Source organism: Bacteroides sp. 14(A) (assembly GCF_000526555.1).
Classification (GTDB): Bacteria; Bacteroidota; Bacteroidia; order Bacteroidales; family Bacteroidaceae; genus Bacteroides; species Bacteroides cellulosilyticus.
The window spans coordinates 2,949,425-2,976,317 of record NZ_JAGH01000002.1 but is presented as its reverse complement, the minus strand read 5'-3'; the positions used below and the strand labels follow the sequence as shown (position 1 = coordinate 2,976,317).

15 protein-coding genes are annotated in these 26,893 nt (G+C 46.8%); 14 read left to right on the top strand and 1 reads right to left on the bottom strand.

Annotated features, from left to right (window positions below; genetic code table 11):
• Window positions 1–195: 195 nt before the first annotated feature.
• The 14 genes from K429_RS0118675 (at window position 196) to K429_RS0118610 (ending at window position 26,047) form a co-directional block, all read left to right on the top strand.
• On the top strand, window positions 196–1,908 hold the full coding sequence (locus K429_RS0118675; RefSeq protein WP_026367891.1) for a DUF5597 domain-containing protein: 1,713 nt from the start codon (window positions 196–198) through the stop codon (window positions 1,906–1,908).
• A 37-nt stretch (window positions 1,909–1,945) separates the two neighbouring features.
• Window positions 1,946–3,616 (top strand): sialate O-acetylesterase, encoded by a 1,671-nt coding sequence (locus K429_RS0118670; protein WP_026367890.1) that lies wholly within the window; start codon window positions 1,946–1,948, stop codon window positions 3,614–3,616.
• Window positions 3,617–3,689: 73 nt separating this feature from the next.
• Window positions 3,690–5,186: an MFS transporter gene (locus K429_RS0118665; protein WP_026367889.1), complete on the top strand. Its 1,497-nt coding sequence runs from the start codon at window positions 3,690–3,692 to the stop codon at window positions 5,184–5,186.
• Window positions 5,187–5,358: 172 nt separating this feature from the next.
• The gene (locus K429_RS0118660) at window positions 5,359–8,052 is read left to right on the top strand and encodes an endo-1,4-beta-xylanase (protein ID WP_026367888.1); all 2,694 of its coding nucleotides are present in this window, start codon (window positions 5,359–5,361) and stop codon (window positions 8,050–8,052) included.
• A gap of 149 nt (window positions 8,053–8,201) precedes the next feature.
• The gene (locus tag K429_RS0118655) at window positions 8,202–9,179 is read left to right on the top strand and encodes a glycoside hydrolase family 43 protein (RefSeq protein WP_026367887.1); all 978 of its coding nucleotides are present in this window, start codon (window positions 8,202–8,204) and stop codon (window positions 9,177–9,179) included.
• Window positions 9,180–9,203: 24 nt separating this feature from the next.
• Window positions 9,204–10,184: a Gfo/Idh/MocA family protein gene (locus K429_RS0118650; RefSeq protein WP_007212785.1), complete on the top strand. Its 981-nt coding sequence runs from the start codon at window positions 9,204–9,206 to the stop codon at window positions 10,182–10,184.
• 21 nt (window positions 10,185–10,205) lie between these two features.
• A complete protein-coding gene (locus K429_RS0118645) occupies window positions 10,206–12,260 on the top strand; it encodes an alpha-glucuronidase (RefSeq protein WP_026367886.1) in 2,055 nt (684 codons plus the stop codon).
• Window positions 12,261–12,622: 362 nt separating this feature from the next.
• Window positions 12,623–15,718, top strand: a complete 3,096-nt coding sequence (locus K429_RS0118640; RefSeq protein WP_026367885.1) for a TonB-dependent receptor — start codon at window positions 12,623–12,625, stop codon at window positions 15,716–15,718.
• A 12-nt stretch (window positions 15,719–15,730) separates the two neighbouring features.
• A complete protein-coding gene (locus K429_RS0118635; RefSeq protein WP_026367884.1) occupies window positions 15,731–17,425 on the top strand; it encodes a RagB/SusD family nutrient uptake outer membrane protein in 1,695 nt (564 codons plus the stop codon).
• A 617-nt stretch (window positions 17,426–18,042) separates the two neighbouring features.
• The gene (locus K429_RS0118630; RefSeq protein ID WP_026367883.1) at window positions 18,043–19,125 is read left to right on the top strand and encodes a glycoside hydrolase family 26 protein; all 1,083 of its coding nucleotides are present in this window, start codon (window positions 18,043–18,045) and stop codon (window positions 19,123–19,125) included.
• 36 nt (window positions 19,126–19,161) lie between these two features.
• A complete protein-coding gene (locus tag K429_RS0118625) occupies window positions 19,162–20,448 on the top strand; it encodes an MFS transporter (protein ID WP_026367882.1) in 1,287 nt (428 codons plus the stop codon).
• Window positions 20,449–20,452: 4 nt separating this feature from the next.
• The gene (locus K429_RS0118620) at window positions 20,453–22,045 is read left to right on the top strand and encodes a glycoside hydrolase family 43 protein (RefSeq protein WP_026367881.1); all 1,593 of its coding nucleotides are present in this window, start codon (window positions 20,453–20,455) and stop codon (window positions 22,043–22,045) included.
• Between the two features lie 18 nt (window positions 22,046–22,063).
• Complete coding sequence (locus K429_RS0118615) at window positions 22,064–23,122, top strand: glycoside hydrolase family 26 protein (protein WP_026367880.1); 1,059 nt, start codon at window positions 22,064–22,066, stop codon at window positions 23,120–23,122.
• A 30-nt stretch (window positions 23,123–23,152) separates the two neighbouring features.
• The gene (locus K429_RS0118610; protein ID WP_026367879.1) at window positions 23,153–26,047 is read left to right on the top strand and encodes a triple tyrosine motif-containing protein; all 2,895 of its coding nucleotides are present in this window, start codon (window positions 23,153–23,155) and stop codon (window positions 26,045–26,047) included.
• Here the strand turns inward: K429_RS0118610 and K429_RS0118605 are convergent.
• Window positions 26,044–26,826, bottom strand: coding sequence for a carboxylesterase (locus tag K429_RS0118605; protein WP_026367878.1), 783 nt, complete (start codon window positions 26,824–26,826; stop codon window positions 26,044–26,046). The genes K429_RS0118610 and K429_RS0118605 overlap by 4 nt on opposite strands.
• Between the last annotated feature and the right edge of the window lie 67 nt (window positions 26,827–26,893).

The following is a 26,893-nucleotide window of genomic DNA, read 5'->3' as shown; positions in this document are numbered from 1 at the left end:
CCCGAATACGGTAAAAACACCTATTTTACCCCCTGAAACAGGGAAATGTACGATAAACAAAAAATTATGTAACATCATTGAGGAATGATGTAACCGAAATGAAGTTTTCTGCAACACTGCGAAAAGCTTTCTAAATTATAGCTCACTATCTTTGTTGCAATGGAAAACATCTCAAATCAATACCAGAGACAAACGATGAAGAATTGGATTTTAATTTTAGTTTTGAGTGTAATGACAGTTGGGTATGTAAATGCTCAAAAGAGTACATTACAGAAACAAGGCACCGCTACTCAATTAGTAGTAGACGGCAAACCATTTCTTATTTTAGGCGGTGAATTAGGAAATTCATCGGCAGCATGCACAGAAGATATCGAACGTATCTTCCCGAAGCTGCAACGGATGGGACTGAATACAGTACTCGTTCCCGCATACTGGGATTTGATAGAACCGCAGGAAGGACAATTCGACTTCACCCTCACAGATAAAGTCATCCGTCAAGCCCGGCAGAACGATCTGAAAGTAATTTTTCTTTGGTTCGGTGCCTGGAAGAACTCCATGAGTTGCTACGCTCCCCTCTGGTTCAAAGAAAACTATAAGAAATACCCGCGTGCTTATACACAAAAAGGAAAACCACTCGAAATAGCCAGCGCATTCTCTGAAAATGTATTCCAAGCCGATAACCGCGCTTTTTCTCAATGGATGGAACACGTCGCAGCCATTGATAAAGAGGAAGGTACCGTCATCATGATACAGATAGAAAATGAGATAGGTATGCTGGAAGATGCGAGAGACTATTCTAAAGAGGCCAACGCACTGTTCAATGCACCGGTGCCCGCTGAATTAATGAGTTACTTGCAGAAAAATAAGAAAACGCTCCACCCCCAAATGCTTGAGAAATGGGAAAGCCAAGGTAGCAAGAAGCAAGGCACCTGGCAAGAAGTATTCGGAGCCGATATTTACACCGATGAATTATTTATGGCCTGGCACTACGCCCGCTATGTGGAAAGAATGGCACAAAGCGCCCGGTCCATCTACAATATTCCACTATACGTGAACGCTGCCATGAACAGCCGCAACCGGAAGCCGGGAGAATATCCTTCTGCCGGTCCGCTGGCACACCTTATTGATATATGGCATTGCGGAGCGCCCAACATCGACCTTCTTGCTCCCGACCTGTACGACAATGGCTTTACAGACTGGGTAGCTAAATATAAATTACACAACAACCCGTTGTTTATCCCCGAAATCAAACTGACAGACAATAATGGAGTAAGAGCTTTCTATATCTTTGGTGAACATGATGCCATCGGTATCAGCCCGTTCTCCATCGAAGGAGGTTCCGACTCTCCCAACTCTCCGTTGGTGAAAAGCTATCGTACGCTGAAAGAGTTCATGCCTCTGCTCGCTAAGTATCAGGGTAAAGGCGCAATGAAAGGATTACTCTTCGATCAGGAAAATAAAGAACGTATCATTTATCAGGATGATCTGAAGATAACCTGTCGCCATTTCTTTACTCTTCCCTGGGATGCGCGTGCCACCGATGGCAGTGTATGGCCCGAAGGTGGAGGTGTATTATTAAGACTGGCACCCAATGAGTATATCGTGGCAGGTAGCGGTATCGTTATCGAGTTTGAGAAAGCTACAGAAAATCAGGCCAAAGTCCGGGCGTTGGGCGAAGACGGATTTGCCCAGGCAGGAGGAAAGGGTGATGGAGTGGTAAGTGATAAGGTGATGTGGAAAGGGGCACGATGCGGCATCGGTTCCGTAGATGAAGTGAAAGTAAACGAGGACGGTACGCTCTCTTACATCCGCCGTCTGAATGGTGATCAAGACCATCAAGGGCGCCATGTGCGCATCTCAGTGGGAGATTTCCAGATACTTCATGTGAAGTTGTATGAGTATAAGTAGGTAGTAGCTAAGTAGTGAATAAAAAGATAAATTAGATATGAATCAGGTTAGTTTTAATAAAGTTAGGTTGAGTCTGGCAGTGTTACTTTGCCTTTGCGTTACTTCCATGGTAAACGCAAAGGTAAAGTTACCTGCCTTGATTTCTGACGGAATGGTACTACAACGCGAACAACCCATTAAGGTATGGGGTACGGCAGATGCCGGAGAAAGCGTACAGGTAAAGTTCTTGAAGAACGCCACCCCTACAGGTGTAAAAGGTGGGAAACTAAAAGCTACTTACACAGCCACAGCAGATGAAAACGGCCAATGGTCCCTCACCCTGCCTGCCATGAAACCCGGCGGGCCTTACATCCTTCAAGTAAATGACATCGAACTGAAAGATATTCTGGTGGGAGATGTATGGTTATGCTCCGGTCAATCCAATATGGAACTGCCCGTCAGCCGGGTTACGGATATGTTCCGTGATGAAATCTCCGCTTACGAGAACACGAATATACGGCAACTGAAAGTAGCCAATCTCTTCAACTTCCATGCACCGCAAACGGACTTGCCGGATTACGTTGCCTGGAAACCACTGACGCAGGAAAACGTCATGAACTTCTCCGCTCTGGGCTATTTCTTTGCCAAAGCCATGTATGAAAAGAACAACATACCCGTCGGACTAATAAACTCCAGTTGGGGCGGAACTCCCGTTGAGGCATGGATAAGCGAAGAAGGACTGAAAGAATTTCCGAAGTATATTAATGATAAACGGCAATATGAAGATGATGCCTATCTGAAAAGCATTAAACAGACAGAAGGTTTGAGCTTCTATCGCTGGAACACTTCCCTATACCGGGGAGATGCAGGACTGCACGAAGCAACACCTTGGTATGCCGCCAACTACAATGATAAAGACTGGAAGACCGTTGATCTATTCTCTACTGACTGGGGAACCAACGGTTTGAATCCGATAAACGGTTCGCACTGGTTTCGCAAGGAAGTGGAAGTACCGCAAGACTGGAACGGAAAAGAAGCGACCTTGCGTTTAGGTTGCATCGTAGATGCAGACTCCGTCTATGTGAACGGTACATTCGTAGGTACTGTTTCCTACCAGTATCCTCCACGCATCTATACCATTCCGGCAGGTGTGTTGAAAGCAGGAAAGAATACAGTAACCATACGCCTCATCAGCAATAACGGTTATCCGCACTTTGTAAAGGAGAAGCCTTATAAAATTGTTTGCGGAAATGAAGAAGTAAGCCTGCAAGGAGAATGGAAATACAGATTAGGTGCTTCCATGCCTCCGGCTCCGGGAATGATGTTCTTTTGTTACAAGCCGGTATGCCTGTACAATGCCATGATTGCCCCGTTACAAAACTATGGTATCCGTGGTGTACTCTGGTATCAGGGAGAGTCCAATGTAGACCGCCGCAATGAATACGCCGCACTACTGACAGCTATGATTGCTGATTGGCGTAGCACATTCGGCAACCCGGAATTACCTTTCTACATTGTAGAACTGGCAGACTTCCTGTCCCGAGATGACGTCAGCGGTCGGCAAGCCTGGGCTGAGATGCGCAAAGAACAGGCCAAAGTAGCTGAAACCAACCGGAACACCCGACTTATCCGCAACAGTGACCTGGGCGAATGGAACGATATACATCCATTGGATAAGAAAACCCTGGGACAACGCGCAGCAGAAAGTGCGCTGGAGAATAATAAATGACGGACAACCGGAAACGGATAACAGCAAACGAACAACTGATTACTGACTATTAATAACTGAATAATACAGCACTATGAACGCACTAAGTCAAAAAGTGTCTATGGCCGAGAAGATTGGCTATAGTTTAGGAGATTGCTCTGCGAACCTCGTGTTCCAGATGATGATGATTTATCAAACCAAGTTTTATACCGATGTCTTCGGTCTGGAAGGCGCCATTGCAGGATCAGTGATGCTGATTGCCCGCATTGTGGACGCTTTTGTAGACCCTACCGTAGGTATATTGTCCGACCGGACACAAACCAAATGGGGCAAATACCGCCCATGGGTACTCTGGACCGCATTGCCGTTCATGGTGTTCTATGTGCTGGCATTCTACAATCCCGGCATCGAGGATAAAGGTTTGGTAGCGGTGTACGCTACAATCTCTTATACCTTGTTGATGACGCTTTACTCGTTCAACAATACACCGTACGCATCGTTGGGTGGTGTAATGTCAAGTGACATCAAGGAACGTATAAGCATTACGTCTATCCGTTTCGTTGCCGCTACCATTGCGCAGTTTGTGGTACAGGGCTTGACGCTCCCGTTGGTAAGCAAGTTCGCAGGTGAAAGCGGTGATAAGGGGCACGGTTGGCTGTGCACAATTTCCTTATTCGCAGTCATCGGTTTCGTGTTCCTGGTTATTACTTTCTTCTCCAGCCGCGAACGTATCACACCGCCGGCAAATCAGAAAACTGATACCCGGAAAGACATCAAGGATGTATTCAAGAATATTCCCTGGCGGGCTATGTTCATCCTGACGCTCTTCCTTTTCACTACCCTTGCCATGTGGGGAAGCGCTATGAACTACTATTTTGAGAATTATGTGGATTCGGGCGCATTATTTGCCTTCCTCGATAAGCTGGGATTGGTGGCTACACAGGCCAGTGATTCGGTGGGCTATACGATACTGAATGCTTTCGGTCTTATTGTCAGCAGTCCTGAAAAGGCTTATGAAGTGGGCTTCGGTGTGTTCAACATGCTGGGAGCAGTGGTACAGTTCTTCGGCGTTATCTTCCTGTCCGGTTTCCTGGCCAACCGTTTCGGAAAGAAATCGGTATTTATCGTTTGTTTGGCTCTGACGGCAGTGTTCACCGCCTTCTTCTATTTCCCGAATGAGACGGATGTAGAGACGATGTTCGTCCTGAACTTCCTCAAGAGTTTGGCATACGCTCCTACCGTTCCGTTGCTTTGGGCTATGATTGCTGACGTGGCAGATCATTCGGAATATGTCAATCACCGCCGTGCAACGGGTTTCGTGTTCGCAGGTGTGGTATTTGCACTGAAAGCCGGATTGGGTATTGGCGGCGCTATATTGGGTTTCCTACTCTCCGGTTTCGGTTATGTATCGGGCGCAGGGATCGCACAAAGCGAATCGGCTATTCATGGTATCGTGCTTTCATCCAGCATTATTCCGGCCGTTACGTTCTTCATCGGCGTCATAGCGCTGTACTTCTATCCTATTACAAAGAAGTATAATGAAGAGATGCAGGCTGAACTGACGGAACGCAGAAGTAAAGAAGATTATTAAGTGTAAAGGCTGATAGGATTTATTCATAATGGTATAGAAAAGAACAAAAGTGATTAGTGTTTGGTGATAAGTGATTAGCGCCATCCGCGTCTAAAAGATTATTTATCATTTAACTCATAACCCGTACATTAAGAGTAAATCCCTTCAGCAACCAAATCATACCAATTATAGCATGAAATTAAAGTATTTAGCATTATCAGTTTGTGCTGCCGCATTAATGTCTTGTAATAGTGATAAACCTGTTGCAGCAGACCCGACTCTAACAAACATTCTCGGTGATAAATTCCTTGTCGGTGTCGCCATTAATTCCGAACAGGCTGCGGGGCGCGACACCAGCGCAGTCGATGTAGTGCGCCGCCACTTCAACTCCATTGTGGCCGAAAACTGCATGAAGAGTGAAGTGATACACCCGGAAGAAGACAGATATGACTTTAGCCTGGCAGACGAATTCGTTAAGTTCGGCGAGGATAACGGAATGTTCATCATCGGGCATTGCCTGGTGTGGCATTCCCAGCTCTCACCTTGGTTCTGCGTAGACGCCGAAGGAAAAAATGTTTCACCCGAAGTCCTGAAAGAGCGACTGAAAAGCCATATTCATACTATCGTGGGCCGATACAAAGGTCGCATTAAAGGCTGGGACGTAGTAAACGAAGCCATCGAAGGAGACGGAAGCTACCGCAAAAGCAAGTTCTACGAGATACTGGGAGAAGAATATATCCCGCTGGCTTTCCAATATGCACATGAGGCAGACCCGGAAGCGGAACTCTACTACAACGACTACGGTATGCACGAACCGGGACGCCGAGACGCAGTGGTGCGTATGGTCAATTCACTCAAAGAAAAAGGATTGCGCATAGATGCCATAGGTATGCAGGGACACATGGGATTGGATTACCCGAGCATAGGTGAATATGAAACCAGCCTTCTCGCCTTTGCCTCTACAGGCGCTAAAGTGATGATAACGGAATGGGACATGAGTGCTTTGCCAACCGTAAACCGCGGAGCAAATATTGCCGACAAAGTAGCCTTTGAGAAAGCCTTAAATCCCTATCCCGAAGCTCTGCCGGATAGTGTTTCCAATCTGTGGAATGCACGTATGAAATCGTTCATGGAACTTTTCATAAAGCACTCGGACGTCATTACACGCGTAACCGCCTGGGGAGTATCGGACGGTGACTCCTGGAAGAATGACTGGCCCGTACCGGGAAGACGGGAATATCCCCTACTCTTCGACCGTAACTATCAGCCTAAGCCCTTCCTGAAAGAAATTCTGGAACCTAAAAAGGCCGTGTTCGATGAGTTCACATATACGGTAGCTCCCAAGGATACCGATAAAGCAACTGATCAGGTTACCACACCGGGTACATTGAATCCCGTGTTACCGGGTTGTTACCCCGACCCGAGCATCTGCCGCGTAGGAAACGACTATTATATGGTCAACTCCTCTTTCGCCTTCTACCCCGGCGTACCCATCTGGCACAGCACAGATCTGACGAACTGGGAACAACTGGGCTACGTCCTCAACCGCCCCTCACAGTTGCCTATGTACGACGGCCTGCGCATCAGTGGCGGTATCTATGCTCCGGACATCAAATACAATCCTCACAACGGACTGTTCTATCTGATCACTACAGCCGTAGACGGTGGCGGCAACTTCTTCGTCACCACGGATGATCCGAAGAAAGGAAACTGGAGTGATCCCACTTTCCTGCCCGAAGTGGGCGGCATCGATCCCGGATTTCTCTTCGACGAAGACGGGAAAGCATACATTGTGAACAATGACGGTCCGGCAGGAAAGCCCGAATATGACGGTCACCGCGCTATCTGGATACGCGAATTTGACTGGAAAAACGGTTGTACCGTAGGAAAACAGAAAATGATTATTGATGGGGGCGTAGACAAAACCCAGCATCCCAGCTGGATAGAAGGTCCACACCTCTACCACATCAACGGCACATACTACCTGATGGCTGCCGAAGGTGGAACAGGCCCCAACCACTCGGAAGTGATCTTCACCTCTGCGTCTCCATTCGGCCCTTTCAAACCTTGTGTCATCAATCCGATACTGACGCAACGCGGCTTGCCGGGCGACCGTCCCAACCCGGTTACCTGCGTCGGTCATGCCGATCTGGTGGAAACTCCCGATGGCGACTGGTATGCTGTCTTCCTCGGCGTCCGCCCCTACCGCAACGGTCACGACGTGATGGGACGCGAGACTTTCATGCTCCCGGTGACCTGGAAAGAGAATCAACCCATTATTCTTCCTGAGGGTGATGTCATCACTTATACCGCCGACCGCTCCTACGGTCCTGCCCCACTATGGACAGCAAACGGACTGGCTAAAGAAGCATTTTTCATCCGCACTCCACTGGTGCCCTGCTATGATATAAACAGCAAAGGGCAGTTGGAAATGACCGCCAGCAGCACTGATCTTAACCAAAAACGTCAGCCTGCCGCCATCGGCCGCTGGATTAACAATTGGACATTCACAGCTCAGACCGGCTTGGACTTCGTGCCACAACAGCCGAAGGATTTCGCGGGTATCATCTGTTTCCATGATGATAATTGCTATATTCGCTTCGGAAAGACATTGGACCAAGACGGCAAACCCGTCATGCTTCTGGAAACATACAGCCATGGCAGACTGTGCAGCCAGGCAAACAGCCCGCTAACCCGGACAGATGAAAAAGTATATCTGAAAGTAGAAGGAGATAATGCAGTAAACTATACCTTCAGCTACTCCACCAGTCCTAAAGGTAACTGGACGCAAGTAGGCGACCCCGCCTCCGCCGACCTGATAAGCACGCAGACAGCCGGAGGTTTTACCGGAACCATGGTCGGCATTTATGCTACAGGAGGCTATTAGAGGCAAAGATCAACAGAGAGAACACTCATTTTTGGTAGATCGCCACATACCTATTGAGTGGATCGCAAAATTATAGCTTCTTCAAGCTGAAACTATTTTCTCGATAAGATGAAACAAATAAGAATATTAACCTTTTAAATTATAGAGTCATGAAGAAAGAAAAAAGATACTTGGTACCCGGAGATTATATGGCAGACCCTGCCGTGCATGTGTTCAACGACCGTCTTTACATCTACCCTTCCCACGACTGGGAAAGCGGTATCCCCGAAAATGACAACGGTGACCATTTCAATATGAAAGACTACCACGTCTTCTCTACCGATGCCCCCATGAAAGGTGAAATCGTAGACCATGGCCTGGTACTCACCACCGAAGATATTCCTTGGGCAGGACGCCAACTCTGGGATTGCGACGTAGCTGAGAAAGACGGCAAATATTATATGTATTTCCCCCTGAAAGACCAGAATGATATCTTCCGTATCGGTGTTGCCATCAGCGACCGTCCCGAAGGTCCGTTCATTCCCCAACCCGACCCGATGCGCGGAAGTTACAGCATGGACCCTGCCGTTCTGAATGATGGAGACGGTAACTACTACATGTACTTCGGTGGTCTGTGGGGCGGACAGTTGCAACGCTATCGCGACAACAAAGCTCTGGAAAGTGGAGCTACTTTCCCCGCAGACAACGAGCCGTCCATCCCCGGACGCGTTGCCAAACTCAGTGCGGATATGCTGCAATTTGCCGAAGAACCTAAAGCCGTAGTGATCCTGGACGAAAACGGGCAACCGCTGACAGCCGGAGACAACGAACGCCGTTTCTTCGAAGCAAGCTGGATGCACAAGTATAACGGAAAGTATTACTTCTCCTACTCTACCGGTGATACCCACCGCCTGTGCTACGCCATCGGCGACAATCCTTACGGTCCTTTCACTTATCAGGGAGTAATCCTGACTCCGGTGGTAGGCTGGACTACCCACCACTCCATTGTGGAATACCGGGGTAAATGGTATCTGTTCCATCACGACAGTGTGCCTTCCGGCGGACGCACCTGGTTGCGCAGCCTGAAAGTATGCGAACTGGAATACGACGCCGAAGGGAAGATTATCACCATTGAAGGACTGGATTAACCCTTGCCCGATAGAGTATAGAGTATGGATACTGTCAAAATAGGTATTATAGGTACCGGGTGGATTGCCGAAAAGATGGCAATCACCCTCGAAGGAATGGAGGGAGTAGAAGCTTATGCAGTCGCTTCCCGCCAGTTGCAGACTGCCTGTGACTTTGCCGACCGGTGGGGTTTCACCCGTGCCTACGGTTCTTATGAAGAAATGCTGGATGATGAAGAGGTGGAGTTGGTATATATTGCCACTCCCCATTCTCACCATTTTGAACATGCACGTATGAGTCTGCTGAAAGGCAAAGCGGTTTTATGCGAAAAGGCATTCACCGCCAATGCCCGCCAGGCGGAAGAACTGCTGAATCTTGCCAAAGAAAAGGAGCTCTTCATCACCGAAGCTATCTGGACACGTTATATGCCTCTATCGCAAACCATCAATGACCTTGTAAACGGTGGAATCATCGGACGCCCCATGACGCTGTCTGCCAATCTGGGTTACCCAATCGGCAACCGTGAGCGCCTCCGCCAACCGGCACTGGCAGGCGGGGCTCTGCTCGACCTGGGAGTGTATGCACTGAACTTTGCTTCCATGGTTTTCGGGACGGACGTAGAGCGTGTCACCTCTACCTGCGTAAAGACCGATACCGGAGTCGATGCACAGAATAGTATAACTCTTACATTCAAGGATGGGAAAATCGCTGTACTGCACAGCAGTATGCTGAGTATGACCGACCGCCAAGGCATCATTTCCGGTGACAAAGGGCATCTGATCATTGAAAATATCAACAATCCGCAACGAATCAGGGTGGTAACGGAAGATTATAAGACGGCAGTTGTCTACAACTGTCCGCCACAAATCACCGGATACGAATACCAGGTATATGCATCCATGGAAGCTCTGAGGAACGGGTGGCTCGAATCTCCCTATATGCCTCACGCCGAAACCCTGCGCATCATGCGCATGATGGATGACTTACGCCGCGAATGGGGAGTACGCTACCCCGCCGATGAATAAACCAACCAATACTTTTTGTTTATGAAAAAACTGCTCTCTTTATTCTTATTATCTTGTTTACTCGGACCCGTATCCGCGGAAGACGGCAGCCGCTTGTGGCTCCGGCAATCGACAGATGCCCACGCACAGATTACAACGCCTCGCCAGTCTCCGACACTAAACATAGCTGTCCGTGAACTGAAACAGGCATGGAAAGGGCTCCCCGTTACGCTTGTACTGAAGAAAGACAAACAGCTATCTTCCGAAGGCTTCCGCATACGGCAGGTAAATGGAAAACTCACCGTCACTTCTCCCAGCGAAACGGGCTTGCTTTATGCTGCCTATCACCTGATCCGTCTGCAGGAAATGCAGAACTTCGGAAAGCCCGCCGATCAGGAAGCAACGGGAAAGCCTTCGGAAACAGACCGGGAAATAACGGAGAATCCTGCCTATGACCTGCGTATTCTCAATCATTGGGACAACCTCGACCGCAGTATCGAGCGTGGTTATGCCGGCAAATCTCTCTGGAACTGGGAAGAACTGCCCGGCACACTCTCCGACAGATACGAAGCATACGCTCGTGCCAATGCCTCCATCGGAATCAATGCAACGGTACTGAACAATGTAAATGCTTCCTCAAAAATCCTTTCCGCTGAATATCTGGAAAAGGTAAAGGCTCTGGCAGACATATTCCGTCCTTATGGCATCAAGGTATATCTCTCTATCAACTTTGCCTCCCCCATGCAACTGGGCGGGCTTTCCACAGCCGATCCTTTGGACAAAGATGTCATCGCCTGGTGGAAGCAGAAAGCCAAAGAGATCTATCGCACCATCCCCGACTTCGGTGGCTTCCTGGTGAAAGCCAATTCCGAAGGACAGCCCGGCCCGTGCGACTTCAACCGTACACATGCCGAAGGTGCCAATATGCTGGCAGATGCATTGAAGCCCTATAAAGGTATTGTCATGTGGCGCGCTTTCGTCTACAGCCCAACGGATGCAGACCGCGCTAAGCAAGCTTATCTGGAATTCCAGCCTTTGGATGGGCAATTCCGCGACAATGTCATCGTACAGATAAAGAACGGTCCGGTCGACTTCCAGCCTCGCGAACCATATAGTCCTCTATTCGGCGCTATGCCCCGGACTCCGCAGATGGTCGAATTCCAGATTACACAAGAATATCTGGGCTTCTCCAATCACCTTGCCTATCTTGCCCCGATGTGGGAAGAGTTCTTCGACTTTGTGAAGCCGTCTTCACTGAAAGCCATAGCAGGCGTTGCCAATATAGGGACGGATACAAACTGGTGCGGCCATCCTTTCGCCCAAGCCAACTGGTACGCTTTCGGGCGCATGGCCTGGAATCCTTCCCTGACATCGGGAACAATCGCAGAAGAATGGCTGAAACAGACTTTCTTCGATGCAAGTAATCCCAAACATGCACCCATTGCCTATGAAATACATAACATGATGATGGAAAGCCGCGAGGCTGTGGTAGACTATATGATGCCACTCGGGCTGCATCACCTCTTTGCATGGGGACACCATTACGGCCCGGAACCTTGGTGCGACGTGCCCGGTGCACGCCCCGACTGGATGCCGTCTTACTACCATAAAGCAGACAAACAGGGGATAGGTTTCGACCGCAGTCATACGGGTAGCAATGCTACAGCCCAATATCCCGATTCACTCTGCCGCCTTTACGATGACATCCGTACTTGTCCGGATGAGTATCTCTTATGGTTCCATCATGCCCCTTGGCAACACACCATGCAGAGCGGACGTACTTTATGGGACGAGCTTTGCTATCGCTACGATCATGGTGTACAGCAGGTAAGAAGCTTTCAGAAAAAATGGGATCTGGCTGAGAACTATATCGATGCGGAACGTTTCAAGGATGTACAGTCACGCCTGAAGATACAGGCACGTGATGCCGTATGGTGGAAAGATGCCTGCCTGCTATACTTCCAGGAATTTTCGGGTATGCGTGCCCCTTACGAAGTGGAAAGGCCGATACATGAATTGGACGATTTGAAACAAGTGAAGCTTCCTATCGACAACCATGAATGCCCGACACCGAAAATGCTGAATGAAAGAAGGTAATCACATACTTCACAAACCTATCTTTAAGAGGAGAAGCCAACGCTTCCCCTCTTTTTTATATTCGGCTGATTCTATGAAAACAGGAAGGCTATTTTTATACACGAACAAAGTCCATGCTTACATATGCAACTATTTATCAATATATTAGCAATCAGCAAACGTATTTCAAACGTATAATTTACCTCCGGCAAAAGTATGTAAAGAGTAGTGATTCTCTTGCTTTTACTCCTCCCACCCTCTACTTTTGTATCAGCCAAACAGGCCAAAGGATGGACGGACTACAACGCGCGCTAATTTCGGATATTCCTTATTCCCTGTATTGCATGAAAACACTATTATTAACGATTAAATCTTTTAATATTATGAAGAAAAGACTGCCACTTATCACACTGCGGCCTCTTGCATGGATACTATTTCTTCTTATAACGGCAAGCGGATACGCACAAGAGAGTCTTATTCAAGGTCTGGTTATTGATGAAAACGGAGAGCCGCTGATTGGTGTATCCATACAGGACCAGAAGACACAAAAAGGTACCATCTCCGATATAGACGGTAAATTCTCGCTCGAAGCCCGCATAGGAAACATGCTGAAGATATCTTATATAGGATATCGCACCGTAACACTTGCCGCAGCCAAAGATATGCGTGTAGTTATGAGTGAAGACAACATGAAACTGGATGAAGTAGTAGTAGTGGGATATGGCGTCCAGAAGAAAGTAAATCTGACAGGTGCCGTAGCTTCCGTGAAAAGCGACGAGATCCTGAAAGCCCAATCGGCAAATACCTCCAACGCACTTATCGGACAGATTCCCGGACTGATAGCCAAACAAACCACCGGAGAACCGGGACTGGACGGCTCACAAATCTATATCCGTGGTGTTGCCACTTTCCAGGGAGGAACTTCACCTACCTATATCATCGACGGCATCGAACGCCAGGCAGAAGACTTTGCCCGCATAGATCCCAATGAAATAGAATCGCTGAACGTATTGAAAGATGCCGCCTCAGCCGCTATCTTCGGTATGCGCGGTGCCAACGGGGTTATACTGGTCACCACCAAACGAGGCAATACCGGAAAAGTCCACGTAAAGTACTCGGGTAACGTATCAATACAGAAGCCTACAAGTCTGCCGGAATTTGCCAATTCTACCGACTATGCCCGGATGAAGAACATATACATGGGCAATACAATCTATACAGACGAGGAAATCAGAAAATTCGCCGACGGCTCTGATCCCGAACGCTATCCGAATACCGACTGGTACAAAGAAATGCTGTCAAAGAATGCAGTGCAGCATCAGCACAACATTACCGTGGACGGCGGACGCGATAACATCAAGTTCTTTACCAGCTTCGGATATGTACATCAGGATGGTTTGTGGGACAATCTGAACTACGAACGCTACTCTTTAAGAAGCAATATCGACGTAAAGATCACTTCTACCACTCAGCTCTCGGTAGATGCATCCGGTCGTGTGGAATACCGTCATGGAAGCCCGCAGAGCAGTACCAATGTCTTCCAGCAGCTGATCCGTAATACTCCTGTGCTACTTGCCAAGTATGACAATGGCCTTTACACAGTACCCGATGCCACTCACCCGAACATCATGGCGCAAACCAGCAAAGACGCGGGATACAGTGACTCACGAAACAACAGTCTGTTAACCCGCCTCGAACTGACTCAGGACCTTCCGTTCGTAACCCAAGGACTGAAAATAAAGGGTGTCTTCTCATACGATAAAAACAATTACGCCCAGAAGACCTGGTCACTCTCCCCTTACCTGTATGTACGCGACCAAGACAACAACTACAACTTGCAGCCACGGGGCAGCGCCTCACTCTATCAGAATCAGAATGACAACGAATACATAGAGTGGCAGGGACATCTTACCTACGACCGTTCTTTCGGCAACCATACCGTTTCAGCCCTGTTGATGGCATTGGGACGCAAAGAAAAATACCACAACGTATGGGTATCCCGCAACTCATTCGACTCGGACGTAATGGATCAGATCAGTGCCGGTAACAGTACCGGACAGCAATTGGGTGGATATGACAGAGAGTCGGCACGTCTCAGCTATGTGGGTAGAATCAACTATAATTATGGCGGCAGATACCTGTTTGAAGCGAATATCCGCCGGGATGCTTCCGAAAACTTTGCTCCCGACAAACGTTGGGGAACATTTGCATCCGCCTCTATCGGTTGGGTGGTTTCGGAAGAGAAGTTCTTCGAACCTTTGAAAAATAAGATAAACTTCCTGAAGATCAGAGGGTCCTATGGTACATTGGGTAACGACAATACCGGTGGTGTAGCCTTCCCGTATTACAGCCGCTTCGACTTGTACGCTTCACGCGGTTCGCATGGCGGCGGACTGGCAAATAACCTTGGCGACTACGTATTCGGAGAATTGGTTACCAAAGGTTTGGTTCCCGGCCCCATAGCCAATGCACTGGCAACCTGGGAAACTTCCAAGAAGATGAATATCGCGATAGATGCAGGTTTGTTTGATATGTTCAACCTGTCTTTAGATTTCTTTAAAGAAACCCGCTCCGACATCCTTGCACAGCGAGGAGCCGAAGTGCCCTGGTCGTTCGGTGGAGAACTCCCGCTTGAAAATATCGGCAAGGTGGAGAATAAAGGTATCGATGCCAACCTGACGTTCAATCATCACATCGGCAAAGTCCGTTACTCCATAGGCGGAAACTTCACTTATGCCCGCAACAAGATATTGGAAATGGCTGAGGCCGCAGGAACCTCCGAGTACCTGAGAAAAACCGGACGTCCCATCTACAGCTACTACGGTTATAAGACAGACGGTATCTTCCAGAACCAACAGGAAATAGATGCGTATGCCAAACAGGAAGTGGCAGGAAGCGACTATGTGACCCGCCCCGGTGATATCAAATATGTAAACGTAAACGGTGACGAAGTGGTAAATGCCGGTGATATGACTTATCTGGGATACGGCAACGTACCGGAAATCGTATATGGTATCAACGGAAGCCTGGCATGGAAGAATTTCGACCTCAGTTTCCTCTTCCAGGGAGCAGCCCATGCGCAGGTTTATCTGAATGGTGGCGTAGTAATGCCTTACTTCAATGATGGCAATCTGCCTCAGTTCTGGGTAAAAGAAGCATGGAGCGAGAACAATCCCGGCACACGTTATCCGCGTCTGGAGCAGTCCACGCACAACTTTCCGAATACGGATTTCCCACCCGTGCAGACCTATCTGTATGATGCGTCTTATTTCAGACTGAAAAACATTGAAGTAGGTTACAACTTCCCGCGCAAATGGTTGAGCAACCTCCGTTTAGAGAATGTACGTGTGTACGTCAGCGGACAGAATCTCTTCACCATTACCGATGTTCCTCAGATAGACCCCGAAAATGTAAACTCACAAGGCTGGTCTTATCCGCAAATGAAATCATTTAACGCAGGTATCAGTATTCAATTTTAAACAGACAATATCATGAAAGAAATATTTAAACCCTTATTCATACTACTTGCCGCTATCAGCATGACTTCCTGTACTGATATGCTGGACATCAAGCCTACGACATTTGTCTCCGACGACTTGATTTGGCAGGACAAAAAGCTTATCGATCAATTCGTAGCCAATACGTACGGTACACTGGTATGCGGCTTCAACCGTAATACGCAGGGATGGGATCAGGACTGGGCTGCCGCTTTCGGCGGTAACTTCGATGCCGGCGCCGACGACTTCGACGGCAAGTTCGATGCAAATGTAAATCAGTTCAATACGGGACAGATCACAGCGCAAAGCACTCCGTTCATCGACGAAATCTGGAAGAGCAATTATAGCATTATCCGCAAATGTAACCTGATAATTGCCGCCGTTCCGGACACCAAAGACGTGGTGCTGACACCGACCGAAAAGAAATATTACGAAGCGGAAGCACGTTTCCTGCGGGCATTCTGTTACTTCGACCTTGCCAGGACATTCGGACGGGCACCGTTGATTACGGAAGCTCAGCAACTGGAAGACAATCTGCTGGTACCGGCCACCGATTTCGAAGGATTGATAAACTTCATTGCCACCGAGAGCGATAACTATGCGGAAGATCTCGACCCGACCGTTTCCGACGCCATGAAAGGGCGTGCCACCCGTGGTGCCTTCCTGGCGCTGAAAGCTCGTGCCCTGCTCTATCTTGCCAGCCCGCTCAACAATGCCTCCAACTCTAAAGAGCGTTGGGAAGATGCTGCCAAAGCCGCACAAGCTGTCATGACTCTGGGAGTGTATCATCTTTACCGCAACGGTGAATATGCCTACGGTTCTTTATTCTTCGACAAATCGAATGCCAACACGGAGATTATCTTTGAGCGCCGCTTCCAGTTCCCGGAAATTACGCATAACATCCACATGCAATGGAGTCTTGACCCTGCCGATGCCGACCGCGGTTCCTGGAACGGTTTATATCCCACCCAGAACTTAGCTGATGCTTATGAAACCACAGACGGTAAATTGATAACCGATCCTACATCTATTTACAATCCACAGGACCCATACGCCAACCGTGACAAACGTTTCTATCAGACTTTGCTTTATCATGGAAGTTACTGGGAAGGAAGTCAGTTGCTTATGCATCGCCATCTGCAAAACCCGGATTGGAGCGGCAACTGTCTGCCCAACGATTACCGCGCACGCTGCGGGTATGGACTTCGCAAAATGATGCAGGAATATGACGGAGCATCTGCCGACTTATACTCCGGAGCCTTTGCACAGGATAACAACTGGCCTTATTTCCGCTATGCAGAAGTGTTACTGAACTATGCCGAAGCGCAGAATGAGGCATTGGCTGCACCGGATAAGAGTGTGTACGATGCCATCAACGAGGTTCGCGACCGTGCAGGCCAGCCGGGATTACCGGAAGGTTTATCTAAAGACGAGATGCGTATCCGTATTCACAATGAGCGCCGCGTAGAGTTGTGTCTGGAAGAACACCGCTTCTTCGACTTGCGTCGCTGGAAAGAAGCAGCGACTCTACGGGCACCCATCAAGGGAATGACGGTTGAGTTTGACGGAAACAATAATAACTATAAAATAGTAACTATTGAGGAACGGGTATTCAATGAAAACAATTACTATCTACCCATTCCTCACAGTGAAACAGAGAAGAATCCGAATGTATTAGAAAGGAACTAAATGGTCAAGTAATACTATCTTAATTCTCCTCCTCCGTCGGAGGAGGAGTACCCGAAGGGGGAGGTGGTAGGTGAGAAAGTAATTCATTATTTATATGGTTCATAGGTATTTCTTGCTTTACCTACCACCCTGCCCTTTGGGCACCCCTCCTTCTAGAAGGAGGGGAATTGAGATACTCTATTTACTTAATATTGGGGTTATCATTTAACCCATAACCCTACTGAACTAAGTGATAATTTAGTGATGAAAGAATGGAGATGCGGTTACCGAAGGACTGGTACTACCAAAAGCCGGAAAATATCCCGTACCCGGGATAGGGGGCTATCCCTATACCGGGATAAAAACTCATCCTCCGCCCGGGTACAAAACCTCACCTGTTCTTCTATCGCTAACCTCGTCCCTGCATTTGTGAGCGGCTCGTCCTAGGAGGCTAGGACAGTGCATCCTAGCAGGCTGGGACGAGCCGCTCACAAATACAGGCAGATTTGCAATCCCTCCTCTCGGAAAAGTTATGAGCTACCGGCTACAAGCTACAAGTAGCTGCGCTATATTCCGAAAGGCACTTGTAGCTTGTAGCTCGTAACTAAGTACAATGAAACTATAAACTCATATCAATCATGAAATCAATATTAAAGTATATCATACTTCCCCTCCTTTTCACCTCCTGCATCGGATGTGAGAATAAAGAGCATGATACCCCCGCCCCGGAACCTAACGAGCGGGAACTCTCCAAATACGAACCTGAAGACGGCAAATGCTTTGTCTTCATCGGTCAGGATTTAGGAGCTGTAGGCGGACTGGAACAGTACAATGAAGGCTATTGCGATCATTTCCAGACTCCGGCAGGAATAACCGTTTATCTGGGACTGGGCGGTAGCGACACCGATAAAGTATCCGGTCTTTATGATATCGACAATTGGGGTTCAGGTGATTGTTGTGCCAACTTATACCCTCAATCGGAACGTTTCAATAACTCAATGATCGCCGTAGGGCTTGCCATTGTGGGAAATGAAACGGACATAGCATCCGGCAAATACGACCGGAAGCTGGATATAATAGGTGAATGGTTCAAGAAGCTTGCTCCCCGTCCCGTCTTTCTGCGTATCGGCTATGAATTCGACGGTACAGACTGGAATCATTATGTACCCGAAACGTATATCCCCGCCTACAAACACATCAAAGATCATTTTGATGCGGCAGGCATCCACAACGTAGCTTATGTATGGCAATCCAAAGGAGATGGTACTCCCCTATCCGATATGCAGAAATGGTATCCGGGAGATGAATATGTGGACTGGTGTGCCTACTCTTATTTCGGGCAGCCGGATCAGGTAATGATCGAATTTGCCCGGATGAAAGGCAAACCGGTATTCATAGCCGAATCGACTCCCGTCTTCCAGAAGGGACAGACTTACTTCGATGCGGATATCAAAAAGCCTGAGATAGCCCGGAAGATATGGGATGAGTGGTTCACCAAATTCTTCAGTGTTATCGAAGAAAATAGCGATGTGGTTAAAGCTTTCTCTTACATCAATGTGGAATGGCTCTCACAACCGATGTGGATAGTAAATGTAACCTTCCAGCAATGCGACTCACGTATTCAGCAAAGTGAATATGTAAGCAACCACTGGAAAGAGAAAGTTTCGGGCAATGGCTATATACATGCTGCGGAATTGGATTGGAGTAAACTGCCCCAATAAACACACTGTAATTATTTACCCTGAATAAATCAATCAATGGATAAAAGAAACAATGCATATCTGTACATTACCTGCTTCATCGTCTCGATAGGTGGTCTGCTGCTGGGCATATCGGCCAATGTATCGGGAGCAAGCATGTACTTCGGCGACTTTTTCGGTCTGCAATCCGGCTCCTTTCAGGAAGGGCTGGCTGTAAGCATCACCATGCTGGCAACCTTCATCGGTAACTTCTTTGCCGGAAATGTCAGCGAAAGAATCGGACGAAAGAAATCACTCATTCTGGCAGCACTGCTCTTTTGCTTCTGCACATTGGGCAGTGCACTCAGTCAGACGTATCTGTTTTTTCTGATAAGCCGCTTTATCGGTGGACTGGGTATAGGAATCTCACTGCTGGTAGTCCCCATGTACATTGCGGAACTTGCACCTTCCGATAAGCGGGGCTTTCTCGTATCGTTCAATCAACTGAACATCGGAGTAGGTTATCTGGTGGCTTACGCTTCCAATACGTTGGTGAATGGCTGGTTCGACAGTCCGGAACTGAAATGGCGCTGGATGCTCGGATTGGGTACTTTGTTCCCGATTATCTACCTAATCGGATTGACATTCGTACCGGAAAGTCCGGTATGGACCGAAAACCGGAGCCAACGGAAAGACAAGGAAAAGACTGCCCTCTCCTATCAGGAACAGGGACGCAGATTGTTTAAACGCCCGATGCGGCTGATACTGTTTATTGCTTTCAGTGTCGCCTTCTTCCAGATGGCATGCGGAATCAATGCGGTATTATTCTATGCACCCAAGGTGTTCGACATGGCGGGTTTCACCCCCGACAGTTCTTTCCTGCAATCCAACCTTATCGGGATATGTATGGTGGTTATGACCCTCGCATCCATGACATTGATTGACCGGCTCGGACGAAAACCTCTGCTGATTATCGGTTCGTGTATCATGATAGCCTCACTGCTGACTGTATCTGCTACGTTTTATATGTCGGGATCCCCCGTCATTATCCTGATCGGACTGCTCTGCATGATAGTCGGCTTCTCTATTTCACTAGGTCCGATTACATGGATATTGCTGTCTGAGATATTCCCGTATCATGTAAAAGGATTGGGTATATCGCTTGCAGGTGTCTTCAATGGAATTATCAGTTTCGCCGTCATCACCTTGTTCCCGGTCGAGATAGAACATCTGGGTGCAGGCAATACCTTTATGATTTATGCTATCATCATGGTATTCTGCCTGATCTCCGTCAGTCTGCTCTACCCCGAAACAAAGGGACGCAACATGGAAGAACTAGAAAAAGAACTCATAAAAACAACTTAGCACTATGAATATGATTACAAACCCTATTCTGACCGGATTTAATCCGGATCCGTCTATCTGCCGCGTAGGAGATGATTTCTACATAGCCACCTCCACTTTTGACTGGTTTCCGGGTGTACAGATACATCACTCCCGTGACTTGGTTCACTGGCATTTACTAACCCGGCCACTCACCCGAGTGTCTCAACTCAATATGAAAGGAAATCCCGACTCCTGCGGAGTCTGGGCACCCAATCTGACCTACAAGGACGGAACGTTTTATCTGGTCTACACAGATGTCAAGCGCTTCGACGGCAGATGGAAAGATACACACAACTATCTTGTGACGGCAACCGAAATAGACGGTGAATGGTCCGATCCCATCTATCTGAACAGTAGCGGGTTTGATCCTTCGTTGTTCCATGACGAGGACGGACGCGCCTGGGTTCCCAATCTGCTTGTAGATCACCGGAAAGGAAAATTCTTCGGTGGAATTGTCTTGCAGGAATATTCTTACCGGGAGCGCCGGCTTATCGGAGAGGTTTATTACATCTTCCCCGGCACTGGATTGGGAGTTACGGAAGGTCCCGTACTCTTCAAACGCAACGGTTGGTATTATCTGATAACAGCCGAAGGTGGAACGGAATATAATCATGCCGTAACTCTGGCACGATCCCGGCAGATTACCGGTCCCTACGAAGTACATCCTACGAATCCGGTACTGACTTCTGCTCACAATCCGGATTTGTATCTCCAAAAGGCAGGTCACGGCTCGGTAGTATCTACTCCCGATGGCAGATGGTACTTGACCCACCTTGCAGGGCGACCATTAACGACCCGTGGCAGATGTACCCTGGGGCGCGAAACATGCCTGCAAGAAGTAGTGTGGCACGAAGATGGCTGGCTGTATCTGAAAAGCGGAGGTAATGGACCGCAGGTACAAATTGAAGCTCCCGACTTGCCAGTCTGCCGTTGGGAGGCTTTACCGGAACGATGTGATTTTGAAGACGAGACTATGCCTATCGACTTCCAGTCACTCCGTGTACCGATGGATGAAACCTGGGTATCACTCAGGAAACGGAGTGGATTCCTGAGTATTAAAGGTAGGGAATCACTTTGTTCCACCCATCACCAAAGCATGATAGCCAGGCGACAACAAGACTTCAACTTTACAGCTACCACCCGACTGGAATTTCAACCGGATACTTTCCAGCAAATGGCAGGACTGACCTATTACTACAATACAAGGCACTTTTACTATCTCTTCATGTCGTGGGAAGAATCTCTCAACAGCTATGTGCTGAATATATTCGTCAATGATGATAATCGCTGGAGTGAGCCGTTACCGGAATATATCCGGCTGGAAAAGGGAGAAGTATGGCTACGGGCAACCGTTCAGAGAGAAAAGTTGAACTTCAGTTATTCCATCGACGGGAATACATGGCAGGAAATAGGGGGTACATTGGATGCTTCCATCATATCTGATGATTACGTTTGCAACAAGTTTGAATACAAAGCCGCCTTTACCGGAGCTTTCATCGGTATGTGCTGCCAGGATGTATCAGGACGGGGCAAATGGGCCTATTTTGACAGCTTTGAATACAAACCTTTATTGTAAACTCTATTAATTTGCTATATGAAAAAGCTATTTTATCTCGCTATAGTTCTTTGTGCTATAGCTTGTACAAACAAGAAGTCTTCCGTAAACTATGCCAAGTTCGAGCCGGAAGACGGCAAGTGCCTGGTTTTCATCGGTCAGGATATGGAAGCAATAGGCGGTATAGAAGGGAAAGAAGGATATGTTAACTTCTTCGGAACTCCGGCAGGTATAACCATCTATACCAACATCCGTCCGGGAGATGTATCTTACGGATATACTTACCAGGGACTTGACGGGCTTACATCGAATGCCAATTGGGGGGCAGGCAATTGCTTTGCGGACGCACAACTTGCATCTCCCCTGCTTAAAGGCTGTGACGTAGCCATCGGTCTTGAATTAGTAAACCATGAAGAAAAAGTAGCCAGCGGGGAACATGACAGTTATATCATTCGCTTGGGAGAATGGATACAAAACATTACCCCCCGAAGAGTATTTCTGCGCATCGGCTATGAATTCGACGGGCATGCCTGGAATCACTATCAACCGGAAGCTTACATTACAGCTTTTCGCCGTATCCATACCCTATTCGATTCACTGAACATATCCAATGTAGCTTATGTTTGGCAATCCACCGGAGGCAACAGCAGTATGGACGAACTTTATCAATATTACCCCGGTGATGAATATGTAGATTGGTTTGCATACAGCCAGTTTGCCCAGGGGCGTTGCCAGGCTATGATAGACCTGGCTCGCAAACATGGCAAGCCGCTCTTTATTGCGGAATCTACTCCTATGTTTCAGGAAAAGGGAGTTGTAGCTTCCGAGTTACGCCTTTCCAATCCGGAACAGGCCAATCGCGCCTGGAGTACCTGGTACAAGGAGCTGTTCAATACGGTGGAGAGTAATCCGGATGTCGTGAAAGCATTTTCATACATCAATGCAGATTGGCCTTCAGAAGCAATGTGGCAAGGAGATACGGTGATTTTCAGCAAGATAGATGCACGGTTACAGATCAATCCGGACATCACGGTGAAGTGGAAAGAGAAAATGAAAACGGAAAGATATATCCATGAACCGATAGCTCATATTGAATAAATTTATATTTTTGGAGCAAAAGAGGCTGAAATGAAATACACACTGACATTGTTATTACTCATCTTCTCCGTTCATATATACTCCATAAAGAACTGGTTACCTTATATCAATAACATCAGTCGTATGGAATATGGTGGGGGCACGCAGAATTGGACAATCACCCGTGACAACAACGGCTGGATTTATGCAGCCAACAACTCAGGGTTACTACAGTTCGATGGTTACTCATGGCATCTGTTCAGCAATGGCATGATTATCCGGACGGCTTACCATGACGGCAAGGAACGTATCTACGTAGGAGCATTCAATAATTTCGGTTATTTCTCGCCAGACGAAAAGGGAGCTATGCACTATCATTCCTTATCCGACAGTCTGGAAGATAAGTATCGCAATTTCAGTGATGTATGGGATATCTATTGCATAGATCATAGCATCTACTTTGTATCCTACAACCATATATTCAAACTTACGAACGATGAAATTACTGTTATCCAAAGTAAGGAACGTATGCTCTGCTCCGCCAATATAAACGGAAATTTATATGTGTTCAAGGAAAACGCGGGGGTATTTCTGCAAACCGGACAGTTATTTATACCGTTGGCAAGTACGGAAAAGATCAGTAACTACCATATCAGCGAAATACTCCCCTATCAGGATCAAAAGCTATTACTGATAACTGAATATCATGGCATTTATATCTATGACAATTCAACAACTGTTCCGCTCATCACTCAAAATGATCCGTTACTCAAATCCAGTCAGCTGTATTGCGCAGAAATAAAGGATGACAAGATTTATATCGGGACGATTAAGAGCGGACTGATTATTGCAGATATTCCTACAGGAGAGATTGAGCAATATGATATTCGGTCGGGCCTGCAAAACAATTCCGTACTGAGTCTGAACGTGACCGAAGGAGATAATATATGGTTGGGACTTGACAATGGCATCAGTTATCTGGAAACCAACAGCCCATTATCAAACCTCTATACCGGAAACCAGAATTACGGAGTAGGCTATGCGTCAATTATTCATAATGGATACATCTATTTCGGAACGAATCAGGGATTATATTATAGCCCCTGGCCTATCAAAGACATCCGCCACCTGGCTCTCCGTCCCGTAAAAAATGCCGATGGACAAGTCTGGAATCTGACCGCCATTGGAAAAACTCTGTTCTGCGGTCACAATAATGGAGCCTTTATGATTGAGGAAGGAACGGCCATCCCCCTGATAGGTGAAAATGGCTTTTGGAACTTTACACCGGTCGGAGAAAATAAATCCAAAGTGCTGGCAGGAAGCTACACCGGATTGGTTTTATTAGAAAACAAAGGCACGGAGCCTGCACCTCGCTGGATATCCACACGGAAAATAAAAGGTTTTAATCTCTCGGTACGCTATGTAGAATATGATGAATCTGATGATATTTGGTGGATATTTCATGGAACAGGTCTGAGTGCCATCAAGTTGAATTCGGAATATAGTAAAGTAGTATCCTGCCAGCATTATCCGAATCAGAATAACTCTTACCAGACCAATCTGTTTAAAGACAAAGGCCGTGTTTACTTCACAACAGATTCCGGTATCTATCGTTATAACTCCATCAGGCAGGAATTCGAATTATCCGAAGAATGGAATCAGCGTATAGGTAACAGAGATTATCTTCGTGTAGTCAGCAATGAAGAAAACAGTTGTGTATGGTATATGCAGTCCGGTAAACTGAAAATCAATTACATTACCCCACATGGTTATATAACAGATTCTATCAGTACCACCCGTTTGCAAAACAATCTGATGGGTACCTTCGAAAATATCAACAGAGTGGACTCGGCTACTTGTATTATCAGCACTCTGGATGGTTTCAGTCTTTATCGTATCACTACAGATTCATTGTCATCCCTCTCCAACAGTTACAAGTTCCTGATTAAAAAAGTAATAATCTCTTCCAGCAATGAAGAAATAGATTCTTATTTCTACAATGGCTTTCCAACTGACAAACAACATCAGACTATCCTAAGAAAATATCGGCCGGATGCTTCATATCGGTTTGAAATGAATCCGAATACTAATTCTTATGATAAAATCACTTATTCCGTTCAGCTAAAAGGGCTGGATGAACAAATGCTGGCATTGAACGCTTCAGGCATAAAAGAATATACTGGACTGAAAGAAGGAAATTATACCTTCCTTATACGTGCCTACAATCATCATACCCACCAGACGGAAGTAGAAGAAATTCATCTCAGAATTCTTCCACCCTGGTATAGAAGTATTTATGCTTACATCATGTACGTACTTCTCCTTGTTGCACTCGGATATGGAATCTATAAACTATTGAACCAGAGATTCAACAAGCAACACCAAAAACGTCTGGATGAACTGAAGGAAGAAAGCCTTAAACGGGAATTCAAACTAAAAGAGGAAGCTCTTGCACAGGAAAAGAGGATAGTTGAACTGGAAAATAACAAGCTTCAACAAGAGTTATTATTAAAGAGCCAGGAACTCTCAAATTCCATGTTCTATGTAATTCAGAAGCAGGAAATTTTCACTTTCATGCAAGACGAACTCCAGAAAATTTCTGCCTATCTGCGTAAAGAACAGACCAAAGACGCCTTGCGTAAATTGAACAGACTTCTGGAGAAAGTACATGCCAATATCGAAGATGAAGATAACTGGCAAAAGTTGGAAAATAACTTCAACATCGTACACAATAACTTTCTCAGCCGCCTGAAAGAACGTTATCCCGATCTTACATCCAGCGAATTAAAATTAGCCGCATATATCCGTATGGATTTAATCACCAAAGAAGTTGCACCACTATTCAATCTATCGGAACGGGGTATGGAATCAGCACGATACAGGCTTAGAAAGAAATTAGGTTTGTCACGGGAAGAGAGCCTGTCGAAGTTTTTGCAAAACTTCTAACAGGATTGTAAAAAGTGGCTAAAAGTATAATAAAGCAAATCCCAGTCCGCATTTCCATAAAAAAAATGAGTTGACTCTTTTAAGTGAACAAGTTGTAAGTACTTCTCCGGAATTGTTCTCTCGAAGCACTTCACACTGGAAGCACTTACCAACTCATCATCATCTGCATGAAAGACCAATGTAGGAATAGAGACCTGTGGTAGTACCTCTCTTGTTTTCTTCATCAAACAAAACAAGTCAATCATTCTCGGTACCCAACTCAAATAAGTGAGTATGGAACAAGGAGCTACACTACTCGCCTCCAATAGAGCATGAGCAGGATCACTTTCCGGAATTTCTTTGCAGAAGCCTACCTTCAGATTATTTCTGAGAGCTCTACCCTTAACCCTCACATATAAAGGGGTATCTATAGCTACTATGCCTATTATTTGCTCCGGACTTTCCATATAAGTAAGAAACGATAAAAGACTTCCCATAGAATGCCCAACCAAAATAATCGAATTATAGTTTTTCTTATAACGAGCTATTTCCGCATTGACATATTCCAGCCACTGCTGTCTGCTACTGCGTGCAAACTCCTCCCCTGTTCCGCCATGTCCCGGTAATAACAAAGAAGAAGAAGCAAAACCCAGTTCGGAACTTCGTTTCATTAAACCCAGAAACTGATCCGGTCCTTCCACTATGCCATGTATAAAAACAACAATAGTACTCGCACCTTCCCTTGGATAATAACACGGTTGTTGTCTCTCCATCTGCTCATTAGTTTCTCTCTTCTTCATCTTCCCATTCGTTACTTTTCAATTGACGTGGTATCCATCATTTACACCGTAATTCAAAATTAGTAAA

What these genes read in the sequence shown, in the direction of transcription:
- K429_RS0118675 (WP_026367891.1), top strand. Translation starts at nt 196, where the DNA reads ATGAAGAATTGGATTTTAATTTTAGTTTTGAGTGTAATGACAGTTGGG.
- K429_RS0118670 (WP_026367890.1), top strand. Translation starts at nt 1,946, where the DNA reads ATGAATCAGGTTAGTTTTAATAAAGTTAGGTTGAGTCTGGCAGTGTTA.
- K429_RS0118665 (WP_026367889.1), top strand. Translation starts at nt 3,690, where the DNA reads ATGAACGCACTAAGTCAAAAAGTGTCTATGGCCGAGAAGATTGGCTAT.
- K429_RS0118660 (WP_026367888.1), top strand. Translation starts at nt 5,359, where the DNA reads ATGAAATTAAAGTATTTAGCATTATCAGTTTGTGCTGCCGCATTAATG.
- K429_RS0118655 (WP_026367887.1), top strand. Translation starts at nt 8,202, where the DNA reads ATGAAGAAAGAAAAAAGATACTTGGTACCCGGAGATTATATGGCAGAC.
- K429_RS0118650 (WP_007212785.1), top strand. Translation starts at nt 9,204, where the DNA reads ATGGATACTGTCAAAATAGGTATTATAGGTACCGGGTGGATTGCCGAA.
- K429_RS0118645 (WP_026367886.1), top strand. Translation starts at nt 10,206, where the DNA reads ATGAAAAAACTGCTCTCTTTATTCTTATTATCTTGTTTACTCGGACCC.
- K429_RS0118640 (WP_026367885.1), top strand. Translation starts at nt 12,623, where the DNA reads ATGAAGAAAAGACTGCCACTTATCACACTGCGGCCTCTTGCATGGATA.
- K429_RS0118635 (WP_026367884.1), top strand. Translation starts at nt 15,731, where the DNA reads ATGAAAGAAATATTTAAACCCTTATTCATACTACTTGCCGCTATCAGC.
- K429_RS0118630 (WP_026367883.1), top strand. Translation starts at nt 18,043, where the DNA reads ATGAAATCAATATTAAAGTATATCATACTTCCCCTCCTTTTCACCTCC.
- K429_RS0118625 (WP_026367882.1), top strand. Translation starts at nt 19,162, where the DNA reads ATGGATAAAAGAAACAATGCATATCTGTACATTACCTGCTTCATCGTC.
- K429_RS0118620 (WP_026367881.1), top strand. Translation starts at nt 20,453, where the DNA reads ATGAATATGATTACAAACCCTATTCTGACCGGATTTAATCCGGATCCG.
- K429_RS0118615 (WP_026367880.1), top strand. Translation starts at nt 22,064, where the DNA reads ATGAAAAAGCTATTTTATCTCGCTATAGTTCTTTGTGCTATAGCTTGT.
- K429_RS0118610 (WP_026367879.1), top strand. Translation starts at nt 23,153, where the DNA reads ATGAAATACACACTGACATTGTTATTACTCATCTTCTCCGTTCATATA.
- K429_RS0118605 (WP_026367878.1), bottom strand. Translation starts at nt 26,826, where the DNA reads ATGAAGAAGAGAGAAACTAATGAGCAGATGGAGAGACAACAACCGTGT.